The organism is Sphingopyxis macrogoltabida (assembly GCF_001314325.1).
In the GTDB taxonomy this organism is placed as follows: Bacteria; Pseudomonadota; Alphaproteobacteria; order Sphingomonadales; family Sphingomonadaceae; genus Sphingopyxis; species Sphingopyxis macrogoltabida.
This window is the reverse complement of the sequence record NZ_CP009429.1, coordinates 5,115,512-5,138,545: the sequence shown is the minus strand read 5'-3', so window position 1 is coordinate 5,138,545 and position 23,034 is coordinate 5,115,512. Positions and strand designations below refer to the sequence as shown.

The window sequence follows — 23,034 nt, the reverse complement described above, 5'->3', positions numbered from 1 at the left end:
CCTGCCCGGACGGAAGGCGGTAGAACGCGCCTCCACAATGATTATACGATCCTCCGAAGAGCGGACTTTACGCTTGCGGGAGCGTCACGGCACTGCAAGACCGGCATCATGACGATACTAACAGAAATGCGTTCGATACTGCGCCGCCATCGCCCTACCGACGGGATCCACCCGTGCGCGCTGCCGCGCGTGTCGCTTGTCCGTAGCTCCGAACCGAGCCACCCGATGCCGGTCGTTTACGAACCGTCGCTGTGCCTCGCGGTCAGCGGCCGCAAGCGCGTGCTGCTGGGCGATGCCAGTTTCATCTATGACAGCGCGCAGTTTCTGGTCGTGTCGGTCGACCTGCCGGTGAGCGGCATGGTCGTCGATGCGAGCGTCGACGATCCCTATCTGTGCCTGAAGCTCGACCTCGATGTCGCGGTGCTCGGCGAACTGCTGCTCGCGCACGATGCGCGGGTGCCGCGCAGCGACCATGCCCCGTCGATCGCGGTCGGCGACACCGACGCGGGCCTCCTCGACGCGGCGCTCCGCCTGCTCCGCCTGCTCGATGCGCCGGACGACATTGCCGCGCTGGCGCCGCTCGCCGAGCGCGAGATATTATACCGGCTGCTCACCGGGCCGCAGGGCGCGATGCTCCGCCACATTGCGACCGCCGACACCCGGCTGCACCAGGTCAGCCGCGCGGTGACGTGGATCAAGGACCATTATGCCGGCACGCTCAGTATCGACCACCTGGCGGGGCTCGCGGGCATGAGCCCGTCGTCCTTTCACGAGCATTTCAAGAAGGTAACGCGCTTCAGCCCGCTGCAATATCGCACCCGACTGCGCCTGCTCGAGGCGCGACGGCTGATGGTGTCGGACGCCATGGACGCCGCGAGCGCAGGTTTCCAGGTCGGCTATGACAGCCCCTCACAGTTCAACCGCGACTACAGCCGCGCCTTCGGCCTGCCGCCGCTGCGCGACGCTGCACGGCTCCGCGCAGCGCCGGAGTTCGGCTTGTCGGCGTAGCGGCGCCCCCTGCTATTTCGACAGATCGCGCAGCAGGCTGTCCCAATGCGCGAGCGCCGGGGCGATCGCATCGACCGGCACGCGTTCGTCGAGGCCGTGGGCGTAGCTGTCGGTCGCCTTCGAGAAGAGGCCCGCGACGCCGTAGCTTGGCACGCCCTGCATGCGGAAATGATAGCTGTCGGTCGCGCCCGCGCTCATCGACGGGATGATCGGCAGGCCGGGCGCGCGGGCATGCACCGCCTTCGTCACCGCCGCCATGACGTCGGGACGCAGCGGCGACGCGTCGCTGGCGCTCGCCTCGGGATCGGGGTTCACCTTGACCGCCGGGTCGGCGATGACCTTTTCGAGCTCGGCGCGCACCGCTTCGACCGGCACGCCGGGGAAGATGCGGCAGTTGATGTTCGCCGTCGCACGCTGCGGCAGCGCATTTTCGGCATGGCCGCCCTTGACCAGCGTGGGCACGCAGGTGGTGCCGATCTGCCCGATATATTCGGGGTCGGCGCGGATCGCCGCGATCGCTTTCGCATCGGCCGGATTGGCGGCAAAGGCTTTCAGTGCCGCGCCGATGTCGCCGCCGACCTGATCGGCGACGATCGGCATGCCGACCTTGGTCAGCTCATTCTGCTGCGGCGTGAAGCGATAGGCGCCGACCTTGGCGAGCGCGGTCGAAAGCTGGACGATCGCATTGGTGTCGGAGGGCCGCGAGCTGTGGCCGCCGGGGTTTGTCACTTCGAGCGTGAAGTCGGCATAGGTCTTCTCACCCGCCTGCAGCCCGTAATATTGGGGCTTGCCGTCCTCGCCGATCAGCCCGCCGCCGCCGTCGCCATTGAGCGCGAATTCGGCGCCCCTGTATTTGGCGGCGAGCGCGCGCGTCGTCGTCATCGAGGTTTCCTCGTCGCCCGACAGCAGCAGGATGATACTGCGCTTCGGCTTGAAGCCATCCTGCTTCAATTGCGCCATCGTCGCGACCATCATCGAGACGTCGAACTTGTTGTCCTCCGACCCGCGGCCGAAGATATAGCCCTTCTCCTCGACCGGCACGAACGGATCGCGCGCCCAGTCCTTGGGGTCGGCTTCGACGACGTCCATATGGCCGAGCAGCACGATCGGCTTGCCCTTGCCCGTGCCCTGAAGCGTCGCAGCGAAGGTCGCCGTCTCGCCCATCGGAGTGATCACGATATCGCTGTCGGCGTAGCCCGCCGCCTTCAGCACCCCGGCGTAATAGGCCGCCAGCTCAGGCACCTTGCCGCGGCCCTCGACGGTCGGGATCGCGATGCTGTCCTTCAATATCTTTTTCGCCGTTTCGGTTTCGGCGGGCTTGGCGTGGACGGGCGCGGCGGCCAGCAGGGCGGCGGCGAGGGCGATGGAGGCAGGAAGGTTGCGCATGGCAACGGGTTATGCCGCCTCCGCGCCGCTTCGCAAGAGGGGATCGGCGCTCGGCGTTCAGGCAGGCAGCGTCAGCGCGAGCGCGCGGCCCGCGAGACGGGCGGTGGCGAGGAGCCGGGGCAGGTCGTGCCCGCTGCGCGCCTTTGCCGAAAGCCCCGACATCGCCGTGCTGACGAAATCGGCGACTTCACCCGCAGCGTCCGGATGGCGGGCGGCGACATAGTCGCGGATGAATGTTTCGGCCCCCTCGTTCAGCGCGCGGGCGGCTTCGCGCGCGCCCTCGTCGTTGCAACGCGTGCCTTCGAGCACGAGGCAGCCGCCCGCCGCCGGATCGGATGCATAGCGGCGCGCAGCCTCCTCGAGCAGCGCCGCAAGCGCGTCGACAACCGGGACATCGGGGCGCAGGATGTCGGCGAGCGGGATTGCCTCGGTGGCGGTCCAGTGATCGAGCACGCGCGCATAGAGGCCGGCCTTGCTGCCGAAGGCGGCATAGAAGCTCGGCGGATTGATCCCCAGCGCATCGGTGACGTCGGCGACGCTGACGGCGTCATAGCCGCGTTCGTGAAAAAGCTGCTGCGCCGTCACGACCGCCGCGTCGGGATCGAAGCGGCGCGGGCGTCCGCGGGCACGGGATTTATTTGTAGTTACCATTACAAAATACCTTGACGAGAGCCTTTCCAGTTTTATGTAGTCATCCCTACATTAATAAGCAAGGAATCTCCCCATGACCGATTTCCAAGGAAAATCCGTTCTGGTCCTCGGCGGCAGCCGCGGCATCGGTGCGGCCATCGTCCGCCGCTTCGCATCCGACGGCGCCAAGGTCGTCTTTACCTATAACGGGTCGCGCGAGGCGGCAGAGCAGCTCGCGGCCGAAACCGGCAGCAGCGCGGTGCCGACCGACAGCAGCGATCGCGACGCGGTTATCGCGCGCGTGCGCGACAGCGGGCCGCTCGACATACTGGTCGTCAATGCAGGCTTCGCGCTGTTCGGCGACGCGCTCGACCTCGATCCCGACGAGGTCGACCGGCTGATCCGCGTCAATGTGACCGCCCCCTATCATGCGTCGGTCGAGGCGGCGCGGCAGATGCCCGAGGGCGGGCGGATCATCGTCATCGGATCGGTCAACGGCGACCGCATGCCGCTCCCCGGCATGGCGTCCTATGCGCTGAGCAAATCGGCGCTGCAGGGCATGGCGCGCGGGCTGGCGCGCGATTTCGGGCCGCGCGGGATCACCATCAACATCGTCCAGCCGGGACCCATCGATACCGATGCGAATCCCGAGGACGGCCCGATGCGCGACCTGATGCACAGCTTCATGGCGATCAAGCGCCATGGCCGTCCCGAGGAAGTCGCCGGCATGGTCGCCTGGCTCGCGGGCCCCGAAGCGGGCTTTGTCACCGGCGCGATGCACACGATCGACGGCGCGTTCGGGGCGTGACGCCTCAGGCGGCGGAGGGCAGGCCGGCGTTCGTTCGCTTGCCCTTCGGCGCCGGCGTCTTCGGCTTGTAGCGGCAGAGATCGTCGACGGGACAGCGCCAGCATTCGGGGGTGCGCGCCTTGCAGATATAACGGCCGTGCAGGATCAGCCAGTGGTGCGCGCCGACGCGGAACGGCGCGGGGGTTTCCTTCTCGAGCTTCTTTTCGACCGCGAGCACCGTCTTGCCCGGCGCCAGGCCGGTGCGGTTGCCGACGCGGAAGATATGCGTGTCGACCGCGAAGGTCTCGGCCCCGAAGGCGCAGTTCATCACGACATTGGCGGTCTTGCGCCCGACGCCGGGAAGCTCGACGAGCGTGTCGCGGTCGGCGGGCACCTCGCCCCCGAAATCGCGGACGAGGATTTCGCTCAATGCGATGACGTTCTTGGCCTTGGCGTTGAACAGCCCGATCGTCTTGATGTGCTGTTTGAGGCCCTCTTCGCCAAGGTCGACCATTTGCTGCGGCGTCTTCACCGCCTCGAACAGCAGCCTTGTCGCCTTGTTCACCCCGACGTCGGTCGCCTGCGCCGACAGCACCACCGCGACGAGCAATTGATAGGTGTTGCCGAACTGCAGCTCGGTCTCGGGGCTCGGATTGAGCTCGGCAAGCCGGCGGTAGAATTCGAAGATGTCGGCCTTTTTCATGGCGCGGGGGTCGCCGCCCCGGCCGGATGTGCAGCTTTCCAGTCCATTCCGGCGCGCACCCGGCGCTCGACCGACGGATGCGAATAAAAGAGAAATTCCTCGACCGCGTTCGGGCGCGGGTTGCGATATTCGGCGGTCTTGACGAGCGCGCTAGCCAGCGCGTCGGGCAGGTTCACCGTCTTCAGCGAATAGGCATCGGCCGAACTCTCGTCGAGGCGCGACAGCGTATTTTGTACCGGTTGCGCGAGGAAGGCGAAGAGCGAGAGGATGAACATCATCACCGGAAAACCGCGCGGGTCGCCGATCGCCGCATCGCTACCGAACGCGCGCGCGATGCGCGGGAACAGCCGGTCGGCAAGGAAGAAGAGCAGGATCGCGAGCAGCGAGAAAACGATCACGATGATCCAGATGTGCCCGAGCACATAATGGCCGATCTCGTGCCCCGTCACCGCCCGCACCTCGTCGAGCGACGCGCCCTTTATCGCGACGTCCGAAATCGCGATGCGCGCCGAATGCCCGATGCCCGAGACATTGGCGGTGAAATTGTTCGACTGGCGCGAGCCGTCGAACATATAGATGCGATCGGGCTCGATCCCGGCGTCCTTCGCCTGCACGACAAGCGCGTCGCGCACCGGCCCCGCGGGCACCGGCTTGTAATCGTTGAACAGCGGCTCGATCACGATCGGCGACAGGAGCAGCATCGCCGAAATGGCGAAAGCGGCGAGACCGCCCGACCAGATCCACCAGCGTTTTCCGGCGCGGCGGATCAGCGCATATATGCCGAGGAAGAACAGCCCCCCGAACAGCGCGGCGATCGCGATGCCGATCGCCCCTTGCCCCAGATAATCGCCGAGCGGCTGGCTGGTCCGGCCATAGGCGGTTTCGCGCCACCAGCCCGTGTAGATATCCCACGGCAGCGTGACGAGCGCCGAAAGCAGCATGAAGGCTGCGCAGAGCAGGAAGGTGCGCATTGCCCAGCCGCGCTTTGCGAGCCGCGCGTCGAGCCGGTCGAGGACGCGCAGGCGCACGAAGATCAGGGTGACGAGCCCGGCGACGACGACGCCCCAAAAGCTCAGCCATTCGCTGCCGACGGTGTAGGATGCGGCCTTGGCGAGCGCTTCGGGCCCGAGCCCGTCGATATAGGCCTTGGTCGCGGCGGCGGGGTCGAAACTCATGGCAGTCCTCCAACTGTATTGTTTTTATAATACACGGGGAGAGTGTGCAGGCAAGCGGGCAGTCAGAGTCCCAGCACTTCGGGCATCGTGTAGCGTCCCGGCGGCTGGTGGATCAGCCACAGCGCCGCGCGCACCGCCCCGCGCGCGAAGATCATCCGGTTTTCGGCGCGGTGCGACAAGGTGATCATTTCCTCGGAGCCCGCGAAAATCACGTCATGGTCGCCCGCGACGGTGCCGCCGCGCAGGCTCGCGAAGCCGATCTTGCCATGCCCGCGCGCGCCGGTGAGGCCGTCACGTCCGCGTTCGGAGCAGGTGTCGAGGCTGATCCCGCGCCCCTCGGCCGCTGCCTGCCCGAGCAGCAATGCGGTGCCGCTCGGCGCATCGACCTTCATCCGGTGATGCATTTCGAGCACTTCGATATCCCAGTCGGCACCGAGCCGCGCCGCCGCCTCGCGCACCAGATGCGCGAGCAGCGTGACGCCGAGCGAGGTGTTGCCCGTCTGGAGCACCGCGACATCCTTTGCCGCCTCGTCGATCAGCCAGTGATGGCGCTCCTCGAGTCCGGTGGTGCCGATGACGATCGGCGTCTTCGCGGCGACGCAGGCATCGAGCGTCGCTTCAAGCGCTGCGGGCGACGAGAAATCGACGAGCACCCCGGCGTCGGCAGCGAGCGCCGCGACGTCGCCGCCCTTGTCGATCCCGAGCCGCTGCTGCCCCGCTTCGGCGATCGCGGCGGCGAGCGCGACGCCCATCCGGCCTTCGCTGCCGATAATGCCGATGCTGGTCATGATGCGTCCCCTCTTCTGCCCGCTCCCCTTAGCCGTTGCTGCGCTGCGAAGTCGAGCCACGTTGCGCCGCGCCAAACCACTCTCGACTTCGCGCAGGGCGGGCGGATAGGGTGACGCGATGAAGGACATCCACAATATCGTCATCCTGACCGGCGCCGGCGTGTCGGCCGAAAGCGGCATCGACACCTTCCGCGACGGCGGCGGCCTATGGGAGCAGCACCGCGTCGAGGATGTCGCGACGCCCGAGGCGTTCGCGCGCGACCCGGCGCTGGTCCAGCGCTTCTACGACATGCGGCGCGCGGCGATCCAGACGAAGGAGCCCAATGCCGCGCACGCGGCGATCGCGCGGCTCGATGCCGGATGGCGGGGCGAATTGCTCGTCGTGACGCAGAATGTCGACGATCTCCACGAGCGCGCGGGGGCGAAGCGGCTGCTCCATATGCACGGCGAGCATCTGAAGGCGTGGTGCACCGCGTGCGACGCGCGCAGCGACTGGCTCGGTCCGCTCGGCGACGGCCCCGCCTGCCCGGCGTGCGGCACCGCCGGAGACCTCCGCCCCGACGTCGTGTGGTTCGGCGAGATGCCCTATCATATGGAGGATATCTACCGCGCCCTCAATCGCGCCGACCTGTTTGTCTCGATCGGCACCTCGGGCGCCGTCTATCCCGCGGCGGGTTTCGTCCGCGAAGCGCGTGCGGCGGGCGCCCGGACGCTCGAACTCAATATGGAACCGAGCCAGGGCAGCCACTGGTTCGACGAAGCCCGCCACGGACCGGCGACCGCGCTGGTGCCGGGATGGGTCGAGGAGATGCTGGGCTAACGCCGCGCGGCTGCTTTCGGCCGGTAGCGGACGGCTCATTCATTCCTGGTTCGTCATCCCCGCGAAAGCGGGGACCCAGGGCGTGCGTGGGCTTACCCCACACTGGGTTCCCGCTTTCGCGGGAATGACAAGGCTTTGGAACGTCCGCTTTCTACCCCAAAGCGGCCCTTCCCGCATCACCGCCGCGCTGCAAAAAAATCCCGCAGCAACGTTGCTGCCTCCCCCGCACCGAGCCCCTCATAAATCTCCGGCCGATGATGCACCGTCGGCTGCGCGAAAATACGCGGGCCGTGGACGACAGCGCCGCCCTTCGGATCGTCGGCGCCATAATAGAGCCGCGCGATGCGCGCGTGGGCGATCGCCCCGGCGCACATGGCGCAGGGTTCGAGCGTGACATACAGGTCGCAACCATCGAGCCGTTCGTTGCCGAGCTTCGCCGCCGCGGCGCGAATCGCGACGATTTCGGCATGCGCGGTCGGATCGTGCGATTCGCGCGGGCGGTTATGCCCTTCGGCGATGATCGCGCCGTCCTTGACGATCACCGCACCGACGGGCACTTCGCCCCAATCGGCGGCAATCCGGGCGAGATCGAGCGCGCGGCGCATGGGTTCGGGCAGCGGGAAACGGGACATGCTTCCCCGCTAATCCCTTGACGAATCCCCGGCAAGCCGATAAGCGCGCGCCTTTCCCGGCCCATCCGGACCTGTCCTTCCCCGTTTTGCGGGAAGCGCCCGGACGCCGACCCGAAATTTTTTGTACGAGGAAGAGCATCATGTCGCGCATCTGCGAACTGACCGGCAAGGGCCGCCAGGTTGGCCACAATGTCAGCCACGCCAACAACAAGACCAAGCGCACCTTCCTGCCCAACCTGCAGAATGTGACTTTGCTCTCGGACGCGCTCGGCAAGGGCGTGAAGCTGCGCGTGTCGACCCACGGCCTGCGCACGGTCGAGCATAATGGCGGTCTCGACAACTGGCTGCTCAAGGCCGGCGACGACCAGCTTTCGGCTTCGGCGCGCAAGCTGAAAAAGGAAGTTGCGAAGAAGCTGGCCGAAAAGGCCGCCTGAGCTTTCTTCCCGATTCGAATCGCAAAGGGCGGCCCGGTTACTCCGGCGCCGCCTTTTTGCTGCCCGGCGTCTTTTTCGGCGGCAGGCCGACCAATTCGAACTGCAGCAGCAGGCTGCGCTGCCACAGGTTGAAATTGTCGTCGGATACCAGCCAGAGGAAGGTGCGCCCGCCTTCGACCGACACCGCGGCGCCTTCATAATTTTCGGCCAGCGACCGCGGCACCCGGCCGATCGTGCGCGCGCCGACCACGGCATCCTTGCCGATATCGGCGGGATCGAGAACCGCGAGGATCGTCGTGAAGACCGGGTCGAAGCCGAGCCGGCGGTGGACGAGCAGGATCCGCCCGTCGGGCAGCGCCGCGGCATCGCTGACCAGCCCCCTGCCGCCTGAGCTATAGAAGAAGCGAACCGGTGCCGGTCCGGGGGCAGCCGGGTCGCCGGTATAGAGCAACGCCTCGCGCCCGCGCGGGTCGTCGTCGGCGTCCTCGGAAAAGACGACCGTCCGCCCGTCGGCGAGCCGCGCCATCGCCTCGGGTCCGCGATTGATCGGCCACCAGGGCGGTCCCGGCAGCTTGCGGCGCGATTCGATCGCGGTAAGGTCTGCGTCGAGGCGCCAGATCTGGTTGATCCCCTCGAGCGCGATCCAGCTCTTCCCGCTTGCCGGATCGAATATCATCGCCTCGGCATCGATCATCGACTTGCGGCGCGGCCGCCCGTCGGGGGTCGGCAGGGCGGCGATACGAAACCGGCTCGGCTGCCCGTCGGGGGTCAGCGTCAGCCGCGTCCAATAGCCATTGTCGCCGACGAGCTGAAAGCGGTCGGGACCGATTCGCGCGACCGCGGAGAAGCCGCCGAAATAGCTGTGCGGGCTGGTCAGGTGCCAGCCGCGCACGAACCGCAGCGATCCATCCCCGCCTGCCGCAAAGCGCAGCGGACGCACTGCGACGCGCTCGGTAAGGTCGGTTTCGGGGAAACGCAGATGCGTGCCGGGAACCGGCCCGAGCGCAAGGAAGATCAGGGCGGCGGGAAGCAGGCGGCGCATCGCCGGGGGCGTAGAATGCTTGCCCGCGAAAGGGAAGCGCCGAGCCCCGCAAAGCTGAACGCCAGCCAACAGCCGCGTTCAGGCTTCGCTCAATGCGAATCACCCATAACCCCTTCATCGACCACAGCCCTGAAGGGCCGAACGACGAAAGAAGGAGAAGACAAATGAAAAAGATGGTGACTCTCTCGATCGCCGCCCTGATGTCCACCGTGACGCTGGGCCTCGCCACGCCCGCCGCGGCGCAGAACGGCTATTACAACCGCGACGGCTATTCGAGCTATGACGTGCGCTATGACCGGAACGACCGCCGCTATGACCGTCGTTACGATCGCCGCGCCGACCGCCGCGACTATCGCAACGATCGTCGCTATTACAACAACCGCTACGACAACCGTCGCTATCGCCAGTGCGACAACGGCACCGGCGGCACGATCATCGGTGCGGTTGCGGGCGGCCTTGCCGGCCACGAAATCGCGGGCCGCGGCGACCGTACGGTCGGAACGATCATCGGCGGTGCCGTCGGCGCTCTCGCCGGCCGCGCCATCGACAAGGGCAATGACGGCTGCCGTTAAGGCCTGACCCGAGCTCCAATAACCTTATACCCTCCTTTGCCCCGTCCGGCCTGCGCCGGGCGGGGTTTTGCTTGCGCCCGCCCGAAAGGGGGCCGGACTTGCCAATAGGCGGCCGCAAGCCTAATCTCGCGCCCAAGTGCACGTCTGCGGTGTTGCAGGCGCGTGAGATTAGACAGGTCATACTAGCCATGCGGCAAATGGCAGCGCCTTCGGGGCGATCGCCGCGGCCCGTGCCGGCGGCGAAAGGGCAAAACAAGGCAGGCGCCGAATCGCGGCCCGTGCCGATCCATCGGCCGCGCACCTATGCCGCCATCGATCTCGGTACTAACAACTGCCGGCTGCTGATCGCGCGCCCGCAGGGCGGCGAACTGGTGGTCATCGATGCCTTCTCGCGCATCGTCCGCCTTGGCGAGGGGCTGCACGGCACCGGCAAGATCAGCCAGGCGGCGATGGACCGCACCGTCGCCGCGCTGTCGGTCTGCGCCGACAAGCTGCGCCGCCGCCACGTCACCCTGTCGCGCGCCGTCGCCACCGAAGCGTGCCGCCGCGCGAGCAACGGCGAAGAACTCGCCGAACGGGTGAAGCGCGAGACCGGCATCGCACTCGACATCATCTCGGCCGCCGAAGAGGCGAAGCTCGCCGTGCTCGGCTGCCACAATCTGATGGAGGCGGGCGACGGCCCGGCGCTGATCTTCGACATCGGCGGCGGCTCGACCGAGCTGATGCACATCGACGCGTCGGACGACGACGTCATGATCCGCGACTGGATCAGCGTCCCGTGGGGCGTCGTGTCGCTGACCGAACATGCCTCCGCCGCCGAAGACAGCCTCGCCGCGCGGCAAGCCTGCTACGCGCAGATGCGCGAAGTGACGCGCGAGGCGTTCGCCGCCTTCGCCGGCCGCGCCGAACGCTTCGCCGGACAGCCCCTCCGCCTGCTCGGCACCAGCGGCACGGTAACGACGCTCGCCAGCGTCTTCCTCGACCTGCCGCGTTACGACCGGCGCGCGGTCGACGGGCTGGTCGTGCCCTCGGACGCGATGCGCGAGATCAGCCGCCGCCTCGCCGACGCGAGCATCGCCGACCGATCCGAAATCGCCTGCATCGGCCGCGAGCGCGCCGACCTGGTCGTCGCGGGCTGCGCAATCCTCGAAAGCATCATCGACCTGTGGCCTGCGGCGCGCGTCGGGGTCGCCGACCGCGGCATCCGCGAGGGCATCCTCCGCACGCTGGCGCGGCAGGGCCGCGACGTTCCCGTCACCCGCCGCGAGTTTCGCAAATGAGCGGCGGCAGCGGGAAAGGCGTTGGAAGTGGCCGGGGCGGTCTGCATGTGCGCGTCAAGACCGCGCGCAAGCGTAGCGTGTCGTCGACGCGCTGGCTGCAACGCCAGCTCAACGACCCCTATGTCCGCCGCGCGCAGGCCGAAGGGTATCGCTCGCGCGCCGCGTACAAGCTGATCGAGCTCGACGAGAAATTCGGTTTCCTCAAAAAGGCGCGCGCCGTCGTCGACCTGGGCATCACGCCCGGCGGCTGGTCGCAGGTGACGCGCAAGACCAACCCGCGCGCGCGCGTCGCGGGCATCGACCTGCTCGCCTGCGAACCGATCGAGGGGGTCGCGATCCTCGAGATGGACTTCATGGACAACGCCGCCCCCGATGCACTGATCGAGGCGCTCGGCAGCGCCCCCGACCTCGTCATTTCGGACATGGCCGCAAACACCGTCGGCCATCCCCAGACCGACCATTTGCGGACCATCGGCCTCGCCGAGACCGCCGCCGACTTTGCGGTGCAGAATCTCGTCCCCGGCGGCGCCTTCGTCGCGAAGGTCTTCGCCGGCGGCGCCGACCGCGACCTTCTGACTCTGCTCAAGCGCCATTTCACGACGGTCAAGCACGCCAAGCCCCCCGCCAGCCGCAAGGGCTCGCCTGAGCTTTACGTCATCGCACAGGGGTTCAAAGGGCGCGTGGACGAGGCAACCGAATAGGCGGCCTGCCGTCCAGGTGAAGGTCCGCTTCGGGGTAGGAAGCGGAAGTTCCCTAACCGCCGCTCCCGCGCCCGCTCGATCGACACATCGCACAAACAAATGGGGCGGCCTCGTTATGAGTGCCGCCCCAGTTTGGGAGCCCGTCGGGGAGAGGGAGAGGACGGGCCGGAGATTGGTACGTCTGGCTTATATCGTTCAGCGCGACGCGACCTGGCTGTCGCCTTCGAGTTCGGCAACGCCGGCAATCTTCAGCGCGGCGCGGAACTGCTTGGCGGCGGCGCGTTCGTTGCCCGCTTCGCAAAGCTTCTTGCCGGTCGAGACGAAGCGCTTGGCGCTGGCCTTCTGGCCGGCGTTCGCGCCTTCGGCGGCGGTCGAAGCCTGCTCGGCGAGGCCGGTGCAGCGATAGTCACCCGACTGCGCATAAGCCGGCGAAGTCGAAGCGATCAGGCCGCCGAAAGCAAGCGCCGAACCGGCGACGATGGCGAAAGCGGAGGGGAAGCGGCGGAAAGAGGAGAGCTGATAGGCCATGGGAGAGGTTCCTTTCGTTTCGTTGTGCAACCTTTTTAGCTGCGGTTGCGCAAATAGATAATCCTCTATAATCTGCAAGTGCCTTGAAGCAGGATTTAACAATCCCCCATGGGGCGCTCGACGGGATCGAAGCTTTCCTGCGTGTTGCGGAAAGGCGGAGCTTTTCCGCCGCGGCCGCCGATCTCGGCGTTTCCCCCTCGGCAATCAGCCAGACGATCAAGGCGCTCGAAGCGCGCGTCGGCGCGCCTTTATTCATGCGCACGACGCGCAGCGTCGGCCTGACGCAGGCGGGCGAGATGTTCCACGAACGCGCCGCCCCCGCCTATTCGGGCCTCGCCGACGCCTATGAAGCGGCGCGCAACCTCGGCAACCGCCCTGCCGGCCGGCTGCGCATCAACCTGATGCGCGGTGCGGTCCAGCCCTTGTTCGAGCCGATCATCGCGGGCTTCTGCGAAACCTATCCGGAGATCGAGCTCGAAATCTATGCCGAGGACGCGCTCGCCGATCTTAGCGCCGGCGGTTTCGATGCCGGCGTTCGCATGGGCGAATCGCTCGACGCCGACGTGATCGCGGTTCGCCTGACCGGGCCATTCCGCTTCGTCGCGGTCGCAACCCCGGGTTATCTCGAAAAATATGGCCGCCCGGCGAGCCCCGACGAACTGCGGGGTCACCGCTGCGTGCGCATGCGCATGGGAAGCGGCGCGTTAATGCCATGGACGTTCGAGAAGGGGAATCGCGAGATCGAGGTCGGGGTGACCGGGCCGGTGATCGTCAACGACTTCACCGCGATGATGGTCGCGGTGCGCGCCGGGGTCGCGATGGGCATGACTGCCGAGCCGGTGGTCAAGGCGATGATCGCCGCGGGCGAACTCGAACTCGTGCTCGGCGACCATGCCTGCTCGACCTCGGGCCTGTTCCTCTATTATCCCAGCCGCAAACAGGTGATGCCGAAGCTGCGCGCCTTCATCGATTATGTGCGCGATTACCTGCCCGATGACGTTACCGGATAGTCCGGCAGGCCGCCTCGTTCCGACGTGGAAACAAATCCCTTTGCCGCCCGCAGAAAAATTGCGCTGGCGAATCCTCCAAAAAGGCGGCAGCGAGTTGTCAACTAAACGGGTTGGGATGACATCATGCTAGATTTTGCGGCCATCGACGTTTCCGCGCTGCTGCCCTTCATCCTCATCGGCTTCGCTGCCCAGCTCGTCGACGGCGCGCTCGGCATGGCCTTCGGCGTCATCTGCAACACCCTGCTCGTCGCGGTACTTGGCGTGCCGCCGGCGGTCGCTTCGGCGCGCATCCACGTCGTCGAGGTGTTCACCACCGGCGTGTCGGGGATCAGCCATCTGCTTCATCGCAACATCGAATGGTCGCTGTTCTGGAAACTGCTCATTCCCGGGGTCATCGGCGGGGTGCTCGGCGCTTACGTACTGACCTCCCTGCATGCCGATATCGTCAAGCCCTTCGTGCTCGCCTATCTGGTCGCGATCGGTATCTGGCTGCTCGTCCGCGGCCTGCTCTATCCGCCCAAGATCCAGAAACCGACCGTCATCGCGCCGCTCGGCCTCGTCGGCGGCTTCCTCGACGCTGCCGGCGGCGGCGGCTGGGGACCGGTCGTCACTTCGAACCTGCTTGTCCAGGGCGCCGAGCCGCGCAAGGTCGTCGGCACGGTCAACAGCGTCGAATTCTTCCTGACCCTCGCGGTCTCGGCGACCTTCATCTGGAACCTCGGCATCGCCGATATCGCCGGCGCGACGCTTGGCCTGCTGATCGGCGGCGTCCTCGCCGCACCGCTCGGCGCCTTCATGGCCAAGCGCTTCTCGGTCAAGCTGATGCTGACCCTTGTGGGGGTCGTGCTGACCGCCACAAGTGCCTTCGGTCTCTACCGCGCGCTGATGTGATCCGCGGGTAACAAATCCGTATATCAATACGTCTGGTTCCGGCCGAAAAGCTGCCCTCAGAAGCCCTGCCGCAATTCGACACCGAAGTTCCGCGGGCGGATCGTCGAGAAACGGTCGGCGCCGATCGACAGGTCGGTGTCGAGCTGCGGATGGACGTTGAACAGGTTGTTGGCGTAGAGCCGGACGGTCGTATTGTCGCGGCTCAATGACGCGAAGGCGTTGACGACCTGATAGCTTTTCCGCTCGAGGATCGGGTTCGGGATAAAGTCGACCTCGCCGCCCGGGAAGGTGATCGGCACCTCGGTATCGAACGTATAGGGCGCCTTGCCCTGATACTGATATTCGCCGCGGACATCGAGTTCCCACAGCCCCGACAATTCGGTCCGGTACCCGGCATAGGCGGTCGCCATCCACTTCGGCACGTCGGGCAACGCGTCGCCCTTCTTTGCCGAGGTGCCCGGAACCGCTTCGGTGATCTTGCTGCTGGTATAGGCAGCGGTCCCGCCGATCTGGAAGCCGCGGAGCGGTTCGACGCGCGCCTCGAGTTCGAAGCCCTTCACTTCCGCGCTGCCGACATTGTCGGTAAAGCCGAAGCCGCAGCTCGGCAGCCCGATCGCCTGCTGAATCTCCTTCCATTCGGTATAATAGGCCGATGCGTTGAGCATCACCTTGCCGCCGCCGAACATATTCTTGGTCCCGGCTTCATAGGTCCACAGATTGTCCGATCCGAAGCTGTCAGGCGCGTTTTCGATGCCGAGCTGGTCGAGATCGGTACGGCAGAGATCGGGGTCGATCCGGTCGCGATTGATCCCGCCGGGGCGGAAACCCTTGGCGGCCGAGGCATAGAGGAGATTGTCGCGCGTCACCTTGTACGACAGGCCGAATTTGGGATTGATCCCGTCTTCCTTGTTGCGGCGGTCGGGGATCGCATTCGGGCCGCCCGCGAACACCCCGTCGGTGCGCGCGTTGACGAGCTGCTCGACCTTGAACACGCGGACGCCCGCGGTGACGTCGAAGCCGTCGAACAGCGCATAGCTTGCCTCGCCGAAGCCGGCATATTGCTTCGTGTTGGTGAAGATATTTCCGTAATAGGCAAGATCGGTACCGAAGAAGGCGCTCATCCCCGGGGTGTTGACTGCCTGGATCAGCCGGTCGTCCTGGCTCGAATAATAGCCGCCGATCACCCATTTGAACGGCGAATCATTGTCCGACGCCAGCCGCACTTCCTGGCTGAACGTCTTGGTGAAGCTGTCCGAAGTGTTGGTGCTGGTGAACGGATACAGCACCGGGATCAACCCGCCGATGTAAAAGCTGTAATCGCGGACGTAGCGGAACGTGCGGTCGAAATAGGCGGTCAGCGACGTCGCCTTCACCCCGCCCAGCTCCTTCTCGACGCTGAGGCTGTAGATGCCGGCGCGGTCGTAATTGGGCTGGGCGATGCGATAGGAGCCCGACCGGTCGGGGCGGCCGATGAACATGTCGCCGGTGTCGCCCTGCTTGTAATCCTGGTAGAAAAGCTGCGGCCGGATCGTCCAGCTCTCGTCGGGGCGCCATTCGAACGACAGCCGCCCGACATAGGTGTCGCCATAGTTGCGGTTCTTCTTGGTCCGCGTCGACAGGCTGTCCTGCACCACCGGCGTATAATCGGGGAAAGGCGTGCTCGACCGCAACAGGACGCGGATATCGCCCGGCCGGTTGTCGACGAAGCCGCCGTCGTGGCGGTAATAAAAGCCCGCGCGCACCGCGAGCTTGTCCTCGACGATCGGCGCATTGACCACGACTTCGCCATTATACGACGGTCCGCCGCCGTCGGTGATCGCCGCACCGATCGCGGTATCGACGCTGAACCGCGTCGGATCGGGACGTGCGCTGACATATTTGATCGCGCCGCCCATCGCGCTGCCGCCATAGAGCGTACCCTGCGGCCCCTTCAGCACCTCAACGCGCTCCATGTCGAAGAACATCGGGTCATAGGCGCCGCTGAAGGTGGTCGACACCGTCACCAGCGAGATATCGTCGAGATAGATGCCGACCGTCGGCGACGAGGCATAGGTCGACAGGCCGCGAATGCTGTAGCGCGAGAGCCCGCGTTCGGTGCCGTAATTGGCGAGCCCCGGCACGCTGCGCAGCACATCCTTGATGTCCGCCGCGCCGCGATCGCGCAGCGCGTCGGCGGTCACCGCGGTCAGCGACACCGGCACGTCCTGGATGCGTTCGTCGGACTTGCGTGCGGTGACGACGATTTCGCCGTCGTCGGCGCCGGCCATGGCCGCGTCCGCGCCCCGGTTCGGCGCCTGATAGGCAGCGCCGCCCGGCTTGCGCGGCGCGGGGCGGATGACGAGCACGCCCGAACGCCCCCAGCTCGGTTCGAGCCCCGAGCCCGCGAGCAGCCGCGCCACGCCGTCGCGGACCGAGAAGGTGCCGTTAAGCGCCGGCGCCCGCTTGCCCTGCAGCGCCGCGCTGTCGAAGCCGATCTGCTGCCCCGAGGTCCGCGCCAGCGCGCGGAGGCTGGCCTTCATATCCTGCGCCGGGATGGCGAAGCGATAGGTCCGATCTTCTGCCTGCGCCTGCGCGGGCGCGGCGAGCGCCGCCGCGGCCAATGCACTCGTCGCGATCGAAGCATGAAGGGCTAGTCTGAACAGTCGCATGAAATATCGTCCCCCTTGGCGCCCGCTTTGCCGGGCTATCGAAAGGGAAGGACGCACGACAGCGACCGGGGGACATCTGACCGGGCAAGAAATCTTGCAGGATTATGACGAACGGCAGCCGCCCGCTCAGTCGCGCCCGATGCCGCCGAACAAGCCCGCGGCCCGGTCGACCGCCAGCTCGGTTTCGTCGAGATGGAGATAATTGGCGTTGAACGCCGCGATATCGGCAAGTTCGGCAAAGTCGGGAATGAACAGCCGGAGGTTGCGCAATTCGACCGAACAGCGCCGCCGCAATTCCTGCACCGTGCGGTTGACGTGCACCTGGGTCAGCCCCGTCGCCTCGGCGAGCTGCCACTGGGTGAGCAGGAAATCGCATTCGCCGCCGCCCGCCGCCGGGATGCCCTGCTGCCGCGCGAAGATTTCGCACATCAGTTGCGCAACGCGCTCGATCGCGTTGCGCTGGCCGATATTGATCGTCCATTCGCGCTGGATCGCCGCGGTGACGATCTCGCCCCAGCACAGCAGTTGCGCGAGGTTCGGGCATTGGCGGAGCAGCGCCGCCGCCTCCTGACGGCCGATTTCGGCGACCGTCAGCCGCCGCACCGCCGCCAGCGAATGGTCGGTGCGCGCCACCGTGAACAGGTCGAGATCGCAAGCCTGGCCGGGCAGGACGAGCGCGAGGATCTGGCGGCGGCCGTCGGGCAGTTGCTTGTATTTCTGCACCCAGCCCGACAGCACGATGCGCAGCGCGGCGGGACGCTCGCCCTCGCGGGCGATGTCGATGCCCTTGGCATAGTCGCGCGCGTTGCGCGCGAGGCTGGCTTCCCACACCATCCGTTCGGCGGGGCTGAGCAGTCGATTGAGAATGCGGCCGAATGTCACGCTGTACGCCCCCGTCATAGGCGCGTGATGTGCGGTATGTGACAGACTCACATTCACACAGGTTAAGTTTGCGGCGGAGGCGAATCTTTTTGCTGGAAGCCGACCGCCGCCGATCGGACCATCGATCCGCAACCGCGACGCCGTCGCTGCGTTCCTTTTCCATGGCAAGGACCCGAACATCGCGATGACACCCCGCTGGCCCTCGGTGCTGTGGGTCGTTCGCCACGGCCAGAGCGCCGGCAATGTCGCGCGCGACGCCGCCGACGCCGCCGGCGACCTGCGTATCGCGCTCGATCACCGCGACGTCGATGTCCCGCTGTCGGCGCTCGGCGAGGAGCAATCGCGCGCACTCGGCGAATGGTTCGCGGCGGGCGAGGAAGACGGGCGCCCCGAAATCATGCTCGCCTCGCCCTATGTCCGCGCGATCCAGACCGCCGAGATTTTCCGCGCCGCGGGCGGCTGCGAGGCCGACGAGAAAATCTGCATCGACGAACGCCTGCGCGAAAAGGAATTCGGCATTCTCGACGGCCTCACCCGGCTCGGCATCGAGGCGACGCATCCCGAACAGGCCGAATTTCGCGCAACGCTCGGCAAATTCTATCATCGCCCGCCGGGCGGCGAGAGCTGGTGCGACGTCATCCTGCGGCTGCGCTCGCTGCTCGACACCGTGTCGCTGCATTATGGCGGCCGCCGCGTGATGATCGTCGCGCACCAGGTCGTCGTTCTGTGCCTGCGCACGATCATCGAAAATCTCGGCGAGCGTGAAATCCTCGGCATCGATAAAAAGGGCGACGTCGCCAATTGCGCGATCACCGAATATCGCTTCGATCCGAAGATCGGTCGCGACGGCAACCTCGTCCTGTCGCGCTACAATGTGACGGCGCCGATGGCGGGCGAGGTTCCTGTCACCCGCGAACCCGATGCGATGGTCGCCGCGCGTGGCTGAGCCCGTCCCGCTCGACACCGCCTGGCTCAAGGCGAACCCGCTTCCCGATCACCACGACAATGTCGACAAGAACGGCCGCGGGCGGGTGCTCGTCATCGGCGGCTGCCGCCGCGTGCCGGGGGGCATGCTGCTCACCGCCGAGGCGGCGTTCCGCGCCGGCGCCGGCAAGGTGACGATCGCCACCATCGCCTCCGCCGCACTGGCCATCGGCGTCGCCTTTCCGGCGTGTGCAGTCGTCGCGCTGCCCGAAACCCCGGGCGGCGAGATCGCGCCCGACAGCGCCGAGCTGCTGCTCGCCGAAATCGCCAACCACGATGCGATCGTCTTCGGGCCGGCGATGATCGACGAGGATGGCGTCCGGGCGCTGCTCGCCGCGCTGCTGCCCGCGCTGCCCGACGACATGTTCCTGCTGCTCGACGCCTTCGCGCTTCGCGCCGCGACCGACCATGCCGATGCCTTGGCCGCACGCGGCCGGCATACGGTGCTCACCCCGCACGAGGGCGAACTCGCGGCGCTGCTCGACACCGAACGGGACGAGGTCGCGCGCGACCCGCTGGCGGCGCTCGCCCGCGCCGCCGAAACCTATCGCACCGCCGTCATGGTGAAGGGCGCGACGAGCCACCTGATGGCCGAAGGAACGTGCCTCTCCTATGCCGGCGGCGGCCTCGGCCTTGCGGTCAGCGGGTCGGGCGACGTGCTCGCGGGGCTGATCGCCGGGCTCGGCGCGCAAGGGCTCTCGCCGCTGCACGCCAGCGCGTGGGGGATATGGCTGCATGGCGAAGCGGGGCGGCGGCTGGCCGAAACCGTCGGGCCGATCGGCTATCTCGCCCGCGAACTGCTGCCGCTCGTGCCGGGGCTGATGCGCGGCGTCTGACCCGCGCCGGCGCGACGCGTTCCCGACTGGCAAAAAGGCCCCGCCTTGCGGCGGAGCCTTTCCGGCCTCTGATGCATATGGCTACGCGATCGGGAGGCGAGCCCAACAGTGTCCTTCCGCGATTGGTGACGGAAGGTCAGGTAGTGCATGGGATGTTATCGGCACCCGGACCGGCGTCAACACGGCAAACCGCGTCGGCGCGAGCTTTTTTGCCGATATATGATCTGGATCATGATTCGACGCCCGGCGCTTGGCGCTCGATCGCATAGTGGATCGGCTTGAAGGCGCCGCCGCAGCTATCATAGGCCGAGCAGGCGGTCAGCCCGACGACCAGATCGGCGAGCGCACGCAGGCGGATGAAATCGCCCGCCCGCGTCGCAGGGGCGATCACGCGAAGCTTCCCGTCGCCATCGACCGGCACGTTCATGAAGATGTTGAACGCGACCGGGATCGCGTCGGGGCCGATCCCGAACGGCGCCAGCGCTTCGGCGAGATTGCCGAAGCAGCCGCGGTGAACCGGCTTGTCGGGGTAGAAGTGGCGAAAGGTCGCCTCGCTGCATGGCGTCAGCAGGAAATCATGCGTACCGGCGCGATCCTCGACGATCTCCAGCATCGGCTGCGAGCGGTTCGACCACAGCCGGTTTCCCGCCGTGAGCCGGATCGTCTCCTCATAGTCGAAGGTGCGCCCGTTCGAGAGCGCCTCGCCGACATCGGCCGCCATGAAGGCAAGCATATCGCTGACCTGCCCGCCTTCGGGGTCGATCACGCGCAGCACCTCGCCGGTGCGCAGGGGAAATGCGACGCCGCTGCGCGGCGGAATCACCGCGACTGTCATGCCGATCGCGGATCGCGAAAGGGCGGCGTCCAGCCGGGACCGACCGCACGGCCGCTATATTGCGCCGCCTCGCTCACCTCGCCGTGGCGCGCGAGCATCGGATTGACGCTCCCCGCCAGTTCGGCGTCGCGCGCCAGAATGCGCTCGCGCATCCGCTCGTAGCGCCCGGAGGTGCGCAACCGTTCGAACTGGTCATGCAGATTGAAGACGAGTGCCGGCCGGGCAAAGCGCCGGGCCGGGCGCGAGGCGCGCGGGTGGAGCCCGACGACGAAATAGGCCTCGCCGGCGAAGCTCAGCGAGAAATGGGGATTGCGGGGATCTGCGCAGACGCGCGGATCATAGTCCATCCCCTTCCACGCATCCTTGTCGGCAAGCGACTGGAGCCGGTCCCACAGCGCCGCCTCGAACTGTTTCTCGTCGAGATCGCCCGGCCCGTCGAAAATGACGACAAGGCTGCGAAAACCGCTTGGGTCGTCACGATAGGAATGCGCCCAGTCGATCAGGGCGCGGTGGATCGCAAGGTCGTTCCAGCCACTCGTCAGGTCGCGTGCCGCGATCACCCGGATTCCGCCATTCGCGAGCGCCGATTTGGCGCCGAGACAGGGGAAATCGCGGTCGGCAATGAATTCCGCAAAGCAAGCGGACGGATTGTCGGTCTTTGGGTCAGGCATGTCGAACGAACGAATGGCGCATGCGTTGGCTCCCCGCAGCCGCCCGGCCGACGCCGGTATTTGCGGGAAACTTAACCCAGATTGCCTAGATTCCAAAGATGCGTGCGCCGACGAGGGCAGGCTTCTATGCTTCCGGACGGAAGCGCCGCCGTTCGGGGTCGCGCTCGCAGCGAAACCGGTCCCTGATCCGCTCGTTGAAAAACGTCCCGGCCGAGGCAGCCTTGCACAGCCCGTCGAACAGGTGCTCGGGAACGTCGAAATAGAAATAGGTGCCATTGTCCCGAAAACGGATGCACAAAATCGCAGCATCAGCATCGAACGCCGCGCCCTCGATCATCGATGACCGCTCGATGGGGCAGCTACGCACGCCGGCGGGCCTAGTCTTCGATTGTCACCCGCACCGCGAAACAGCGGCTACCGGCTTCGTCGACCACATCGATGCGCAAACCATTGTCCTGCATCACCATGTCGGGATCGTCGCTGAGCAGGCTGCCGCCATAGCGGATCGCCTCGCGCCGCGCCGCTGCGATGTCGGGAAGGTCCATGCCGGCGTCGTCGATATGCGGCGATCCGTTCGAGGTGTTGAAGAAATATTCCGTTCGAGGTGTTGAAGAAATATTGCGGCATCGGAAAACTCCCGGCCCTTTGTTCGGACTATCCGGTCAAACCCCCGAAAGATTGTTTCGATGCAGGTAAGCCGACGAGAAATTGGATATTTTTGCCAGTTCCGACAGGTTGAGGATCGTCAGCGAGCGTGACGGACGGCCGATGGCGCCCATTTTTTCGAGCTGGCGGACCATGCGGTTGATATGCACCGGGGTGAGCCCGAGCAAGTCGGCGAGCTGTTCCTGCGTCAGCGGTATTTCGAAATATTCGCTCGTCTCGCTCGCGATGTCGCTTACCCGGTCGTGTAACTCGCACAGCAGGTGCGCGAGCCGCGCCAGCGCGTTGCGGCGGCCGATGTTGAGCAGCCATTCGCGGCCGATCGACGCTTCGACGAGGATATCGATCAATATCGCGCGCGCCACCGCCGGACGTGCGATCGTCAGTTGCTCTATCGCCGCCAGCGGCAACAGCGCCATTTCGACGTTGGTCAGCATGCGGATGTCGTGATCGGCCTTGTGCAGATAGAGCGACTGCAGGTCGAGCGCATCGCCCGGCAGTTTGAGCGCGACGATCTGCCGCCCGCCGTCGGAGGCGACTTTCTGGCGATAGGCGAAACCGCTGAGCAGAACCGGGCAAATCTCGGCCTGATCGCCCTCGCGCAGGATCGATTCGCCCGGCTGCAGGCGCCTGACCTTGTGCGGCAGCGCGGCAATCGCCTGCTGGTCGGCGGTCGAAAGCGGACTGTGGCTGAGCAATTTCCTGATCAGGATGCTGAGCGGACCGAGCTCCATCCGGGTGCGATGATGGTCCATCCACTGGGACAGACGCGTAACATCACTCGACATATCATCCTCGCGATGGCCCTACATACAGCGAAAGACGACATTCAACCGAGCGGGTGCAGCTTCCAGACATTCGCTTCGGTCTTGGTCATCCGGGCAAGCAATCTCTCGCCTTCCCAGAGCGTAACGTTCACGCCCTGATTTTCGTTGCGCGCGATCTGGAATGCATGGTCAGGGCCTTCGGCGTGGAAGTCTATGCGCCGGGGCTCGGCTTCGTCGAACAAAAGATGGAAAGCACGCATGGCGATGCTCCTTCCGGTCGGGAGCAAGCGCTACCTGGCTCTCGGCTTGGGACGATCGGCTGGCCGTATGCAACGGGGGACTGCGGCATTAAGCCGGAACC

27 protein-coding genes are annotated in these 23,034 nt (G+C 66.3%); 11 read left to right on the top strand and 16 right to left on the bottom strand.

Going from position 1 to position 23,034, the window contains the following annotated elements:
• The first annotated feature begins 108 nt into the window (after positions 1 to 108).
• The gene (locus tag LH19_RS24840; protein WP_054732674.1) at positions 109 to 1,008 is read left to right on the top strand and encodes an AraC family transcriptional regulator; all 900 of its coding nucleotides are present in this window, start codon (positions 109 to 111) and stop codon (positions 1,006 to 1,008) included.
• Positions 1,009 to 1,020: 12 nt separating this feature from the next.
• Here LH19_RS24840 and LH19_RS24835 read toward each other — a convergent pair whose 3' ends face one another.
• Positions 1,021 to 2,394 carry a M20/M25/M40 family metallo-hydrolase gene (locus LH19_RS24835; RefSeq protein WP_054732672.1) on the bottom strand — a complete coding sequence of 458 codons (1,374 nt, stop codon included), beginning with the start codon at positions 2,392 to 2,394 and terminating at the stop codon, positions 1,021 to 1,023.
• Between the two features lie 57 nt (positions 2,395 to 2,451).
• Positions 2,452 to 3,045 carry a TetR/AcrR family transcriptional regulator gene (locus tag LH19_RS24830; RefSeq protein ID WP_054732670.1) on the bottom strand — a complete coding sequence of 198 codons (594 nt, stop codon included), beginning with the start codon at positions 3,043 to 3,045 and terminating at the stop codon, positions 2,452 to 2,454.
• A 73-nt stretch (positions 3,046 to 3,118) separates the two neighbouring features.
• On the opposite strand from LH19_RS24830, the gene bdcA reads away from it, so the two are divergent.
• Complete coding sequence (bdcA, locus tag LH19_RS24825) at positions 3,119 to 3,832, top strand: SDR family oxidoreductase (protein WP_054732667.1); 714 nt, start codon at positions 3,119 to 3,121, stop codon at positions 3,830 to 3,832.
• A gap of 4 nt (positions 3,833 to 3,836) precedes the next feature.
• Here the strand turns inward: bdcA and nth are convergent, their stop codons facing one another.
• The 3 genes from nth to dapB all read right to left on the bottom strand — a co-directional run bounded on the left by nth (position 3,837) and on the right by dapB (position 6,477).
• Entirely contained in the window at positions 3,837 to 4,514 is a 678-nt protein-coding gene (nth, locus tag LH19_RS24820; protein WP_054732664.1) for an endonuclease III, read from the bottom strand.
• On the bottom strand, positions 4,511 to 5,689 hold the full coding sequence (locus tag LH19_RS24815) for a M48 family metallopeptidase (protein ID WP_054732661.1): 1,179 nt from the start codon (positions 5,687 to 5,689) through the stop codon (positions 4,511 to 4,513). Before LH19_RS24815 ends, nth begins: the two co-directional genes overlap by 4 nt.
• Before the next feature lie 62 nt (positions 5,690 to 5,751).
• Positions 5,752 to 6,477, bottom strand: coding sequence for a 4-hydroxy-tetrahydrodipicolinate reductase (dapB, locus tag LH19_RS24810; RefSeq protein WP_054732657.1), 726 nt, complete (start codon positions 6,475 to 6,477; stop codon positions 5,752 to 5,754).
• Positions 6,478 to 6,595: 118 nt separating this feature from the next.
• Here dapB and LH19_RS24805 point away from each other — a divergent pair, with 118 nt between their 5' ends.
• Positions 6,596 to 7,297 carry an NAD-dependent deacylase gene (locus tag LH19_RS24805; RefSeq protein ID WP_054732654.1) on the top strand — a complete coding sequence of 234 codons (702 nt, stop codon included), beginning with the start codon at positions 6,596 to 6,598 and terminating at the stop codon, positions 7,295 to 7,297.
• A gap of 176 nt (positions 7,298 to 7,473) precedes the next feature.
• Here the strand turns inward: LH19_RS24805 and tadA are convergent, their stop codons facing one another.
• Positions 7,474 to 7,929, bottom strand: coding sequence for a tRNA adenosine(34) deaminase TadA (tadA, locus tag LH19_RS24800; protein ID WP_054732650.1), 456 nt, complete (start codon positions 7,927 to 7,929; stop codon positions 7,474 to 7,476).
• Between the two features lie 140 nt (positions 7,930 to 8,069).
• On the opposite strand from tadA, the gene rpmB reads away from it, so the two are divergent.
• A complete protein-coding gene (rpmB, locus tag LH19_RS24795) occupies positions 8,070 to 8,363 on the top strand; it encodes a 50S ribosomal protein L28 (protein ID WP_054589960.1) in 294 nt (97 codons plus the stop codon).
• Between the two features lie 37 nt (positions 8,364 to 8,400).
• Here rpmB and LH19_RS24790 read toward each other — a convergent pair whose 3' ends face one another.
• Complete coding sequence (locus LH19_RS24790) at positions 8,401 to 9,405, bottom strand: esterase-like activity of phytase family protein (RefSeq protein WP_054732648.1); 1,005 nt, start codon at positions 9,403 to 9,405, stop codon at positions 8,401 to 8,403.
• 164 nt (positions 9,406 to 9,569) lie between these two features.
• On the opposite strand from LH19_RS24790, the gene LH19_RS24785 reads away from it, so the two are divergent.
• The 3 genes from LH19_RS24785 to LH19_RS24775 all read left to right on the top strand — a co-directional run bounded on the left by LH19_RS24785 (position 9,570) and on the right by LH19_RS24775 (position 11,958).
• Positions 9,570 to 9,977, top strand: coding sequence for a glycine zipper 2TM domain-containing protein (locus LH19_RS24785; RefSeq protein WP_054732645.1), 408 nt, complete (start codon positions 9,570 to 9,572; stop codon positions 9,975 to 9,977).
• 188 nt (positions 9,978 to 10,165) lie between these two features.
• Positions 10,166 to 11,257, top strand: a complete 1,092-nt coding sequence (locus tag LH19_RS24780; RefSeq protein WP_054732641.1) for a Ppx/GppA phosphatase family protein — start codon at positions 10,166 to 10,168, stop codon at positions 11,255 to 11,257.
• Entirely contained in the window at positions 11,254 to 11,958 is a 705-nt protein-coding gene (locus LH19_RS24775; protein WP_054732638.1) for an RlmE family RNA methyltransferase, read from the top strand. The genes LH19_RS24780 and LH19_RS24775 overlap by 4 nt, the downstream gene beginning before the upstream one ends.
• A 195-nt stretch (positions 11,959 to 12,153) precedes the next feature.
• Here the strand turns inward: LH19_RS24775 and LH19_RS24770 are convergent, their stop codons facing one another.
• On the bottom strand, positions 12,154 to 12,486 hold the full coding sequence (locus tag LH19_RS24770) for a hypothetical protein (RefSeq protein WP_054589651.1): 333 nt from the start codon (positions 12,484 to 12,486) through the stop codon (positions 12,154 to 12,156).
• 83 nt (positions 12,487 to 12,569) lie between these two features.
• On the opposite strand from LH19_RS24770, the gene LH19_RS24765 reads away from it, so the two are divergent.
• Positions 12,570 to 13,496 (top strand): LysR family transcriptional regulator, encoded by a 927-nt coding sequence (locus LH19_RS24765; RefSeq protein ID WP_054732635.1) that lies wholly within the window; start codon positions 12,570 to 12,572, stop codon positions 13,494 to 13,496.
• A gap of 123 nt (positions 13,497 to 13,619) precedes the next feature.
• Positions 13,620 to 14,387 (top strand): sulfite exporter TauE/SafE family protein, encoded by a 768-nt coding sequence (locus LH19_RS24760; protein WP_054589653.1) that lies wholly within the window; start codon positions 13,620 to 13,622, stop codon positions 14,385 to 14,387.
• A gap of 56 nt (positions 14,388 to 14,443) precedes the next feature.
• Here LH19_RS24760 and LH19_RS24755 read toward each other — a convergent pair whose 3' ends face one another.
• Positions 14,444 to 17,035: a TonB-dependent receptor domain-containing protein gene (locus LH19_RS24755; RefSeq protein ID WP_082396157.1), complete on the bottom strand. Its 2,592-nt coding sequence runs from the start codon at positions 17,033 to 17,035 to the stop codon at positions 14,444 to 14,446.
• 126 nt (positions 17,036 to 17,161) lie between these two features.
• Positions 17,162 to 17,917, bottom strand: a complete 756-nt coding sequence (locus tag LH19_RS24750) for a Crp/Fnr family transcriptional regulator (RefSeq protein WP_158514484.1) — start codon at positions 17,915 to 17,917, stop codon at positions 17,162 to 17,164.
• 184 nt (positions 17,918 to 18,101) lie between these two features.
• Here LH19_RS24750 and LH19_RS24745 point away from each other — a divergent pair, with 184 nt between their 5' ends.
• Together LH19_RS24745 and LH19_RS24740 are read left to right on the top strand one after the other, a co-directional pair.
• The gene (locus LH19_RS24745; RefSeq protein WP_054732625.1) at positions 18,102 to 18,863 is read left to right on the top strand and encodes a histidine phosphatase family protein; all 762 of its coding nucleotides are present in this window, start codon (positions 18,102 to 18,104) and stop codon (positions 18,861 to 18,863) included.
• Positions 18,856 to 19,737, top strand: a complete 882-nt coding sequence (locus LH19_RS24740; protein WP_234716032.1) for an NAD(P)H-hydrate dehydratase — start codon at positions 18,856 to 18,858, stop codon at positions 19,735 to 19,737. The genes LH19_RS24745 and LH19_RS24740 overlap by 8 nt, the downstream gene beginning before the upstream one ends.
• A gap of 229 nt (positions 19,738 to 19,966) precedes the next feature.
• Here LH19_RS24740 and LH19_RS24735 read toward each other — a convergent pair whose 3' ends face one another.
• From LH19_RS24735 to LH19_RS24715, 6 genes are all read right to left on the bottom strand, one after another.
• The gene (locus LH19_RS24735; RefSeq protein ID WP_054732619.1) at positions 19,967 to 20,572 is read right to left on the bottom strand and encodes a DUF1989 domain-containing protein; all 606 of its coding nucleotides are present in this window, start codon (positions 20,570 to 20,572) and stop codon (positions 19,967 to 19,969) included.
• Complete coding sequence (gene gntA, locus LH19_RS24730; RefSeq protein WP_054732616.1) at positions 20,569 to 21,243, bottom strand: guanitoxin biosynthesis heme-dependent pre-guanitoxin N-hydroxylase GntA; 675 nt, start codon at positions 21,241 to 21,243, stop codon at positions 20,569 to 20,571. Before gntA ends, LH19_RS24735 begins: the two co-directional genes overlap by 4 nt.
• A gap of 124 nt (positions 21,244 to 21,367) precedes the next feature.
• Positions 21,368 to 21,610 (bottom strand): KTSC domain-containing protein, encoded by a 243-nt coding sequence (locus LH19_RS24725; RefSeq protein ID WP_234716031.1) that lies wholly within the window; start codon positions 21,608 to 21,610, stop codon positions 21,368 to 21,370.
• A 10-nt stretch (positions 21,611 to 21,620) separates the two neighbouring features.
• Entirely contained in the window at positions 21,621 to 21,860 is a 240-nt protein-coding gene (locus LH19_RS28900) for a DUF6894 family protein (protein WP_407696747.1), read from the bottom strand.
• Positions 21,861 to 21,905: 45 nt separating this feature from the next.
• Entirely contained in the window at positions 21,906 to 22,694 is a 789-nt protein-coding gene (locus tag LH19_RS24720) for a Crp/Fnr family transcriptional regulator (RefSeq protein WP_082396151.1), read from the bottom strand.
• Positions 22,695 to 22,735: 41 nt separating this feature from the next.
• The gene (locus LH19_RS24715; RefSeq protein ID WP_054732606.1) at positions 22,736 to 22,933 is read right to left on the bottom strand and encodes a hypothetical protein; all 198 of its coding nucleotides are present in this window, start codon (positions 22,931 to 22,933) and stop codon (positions 22,736 to 22,738) included.
• Between the last annotated feature and the right edge of the window lie 101 nt (positions 22,934 to 23,034).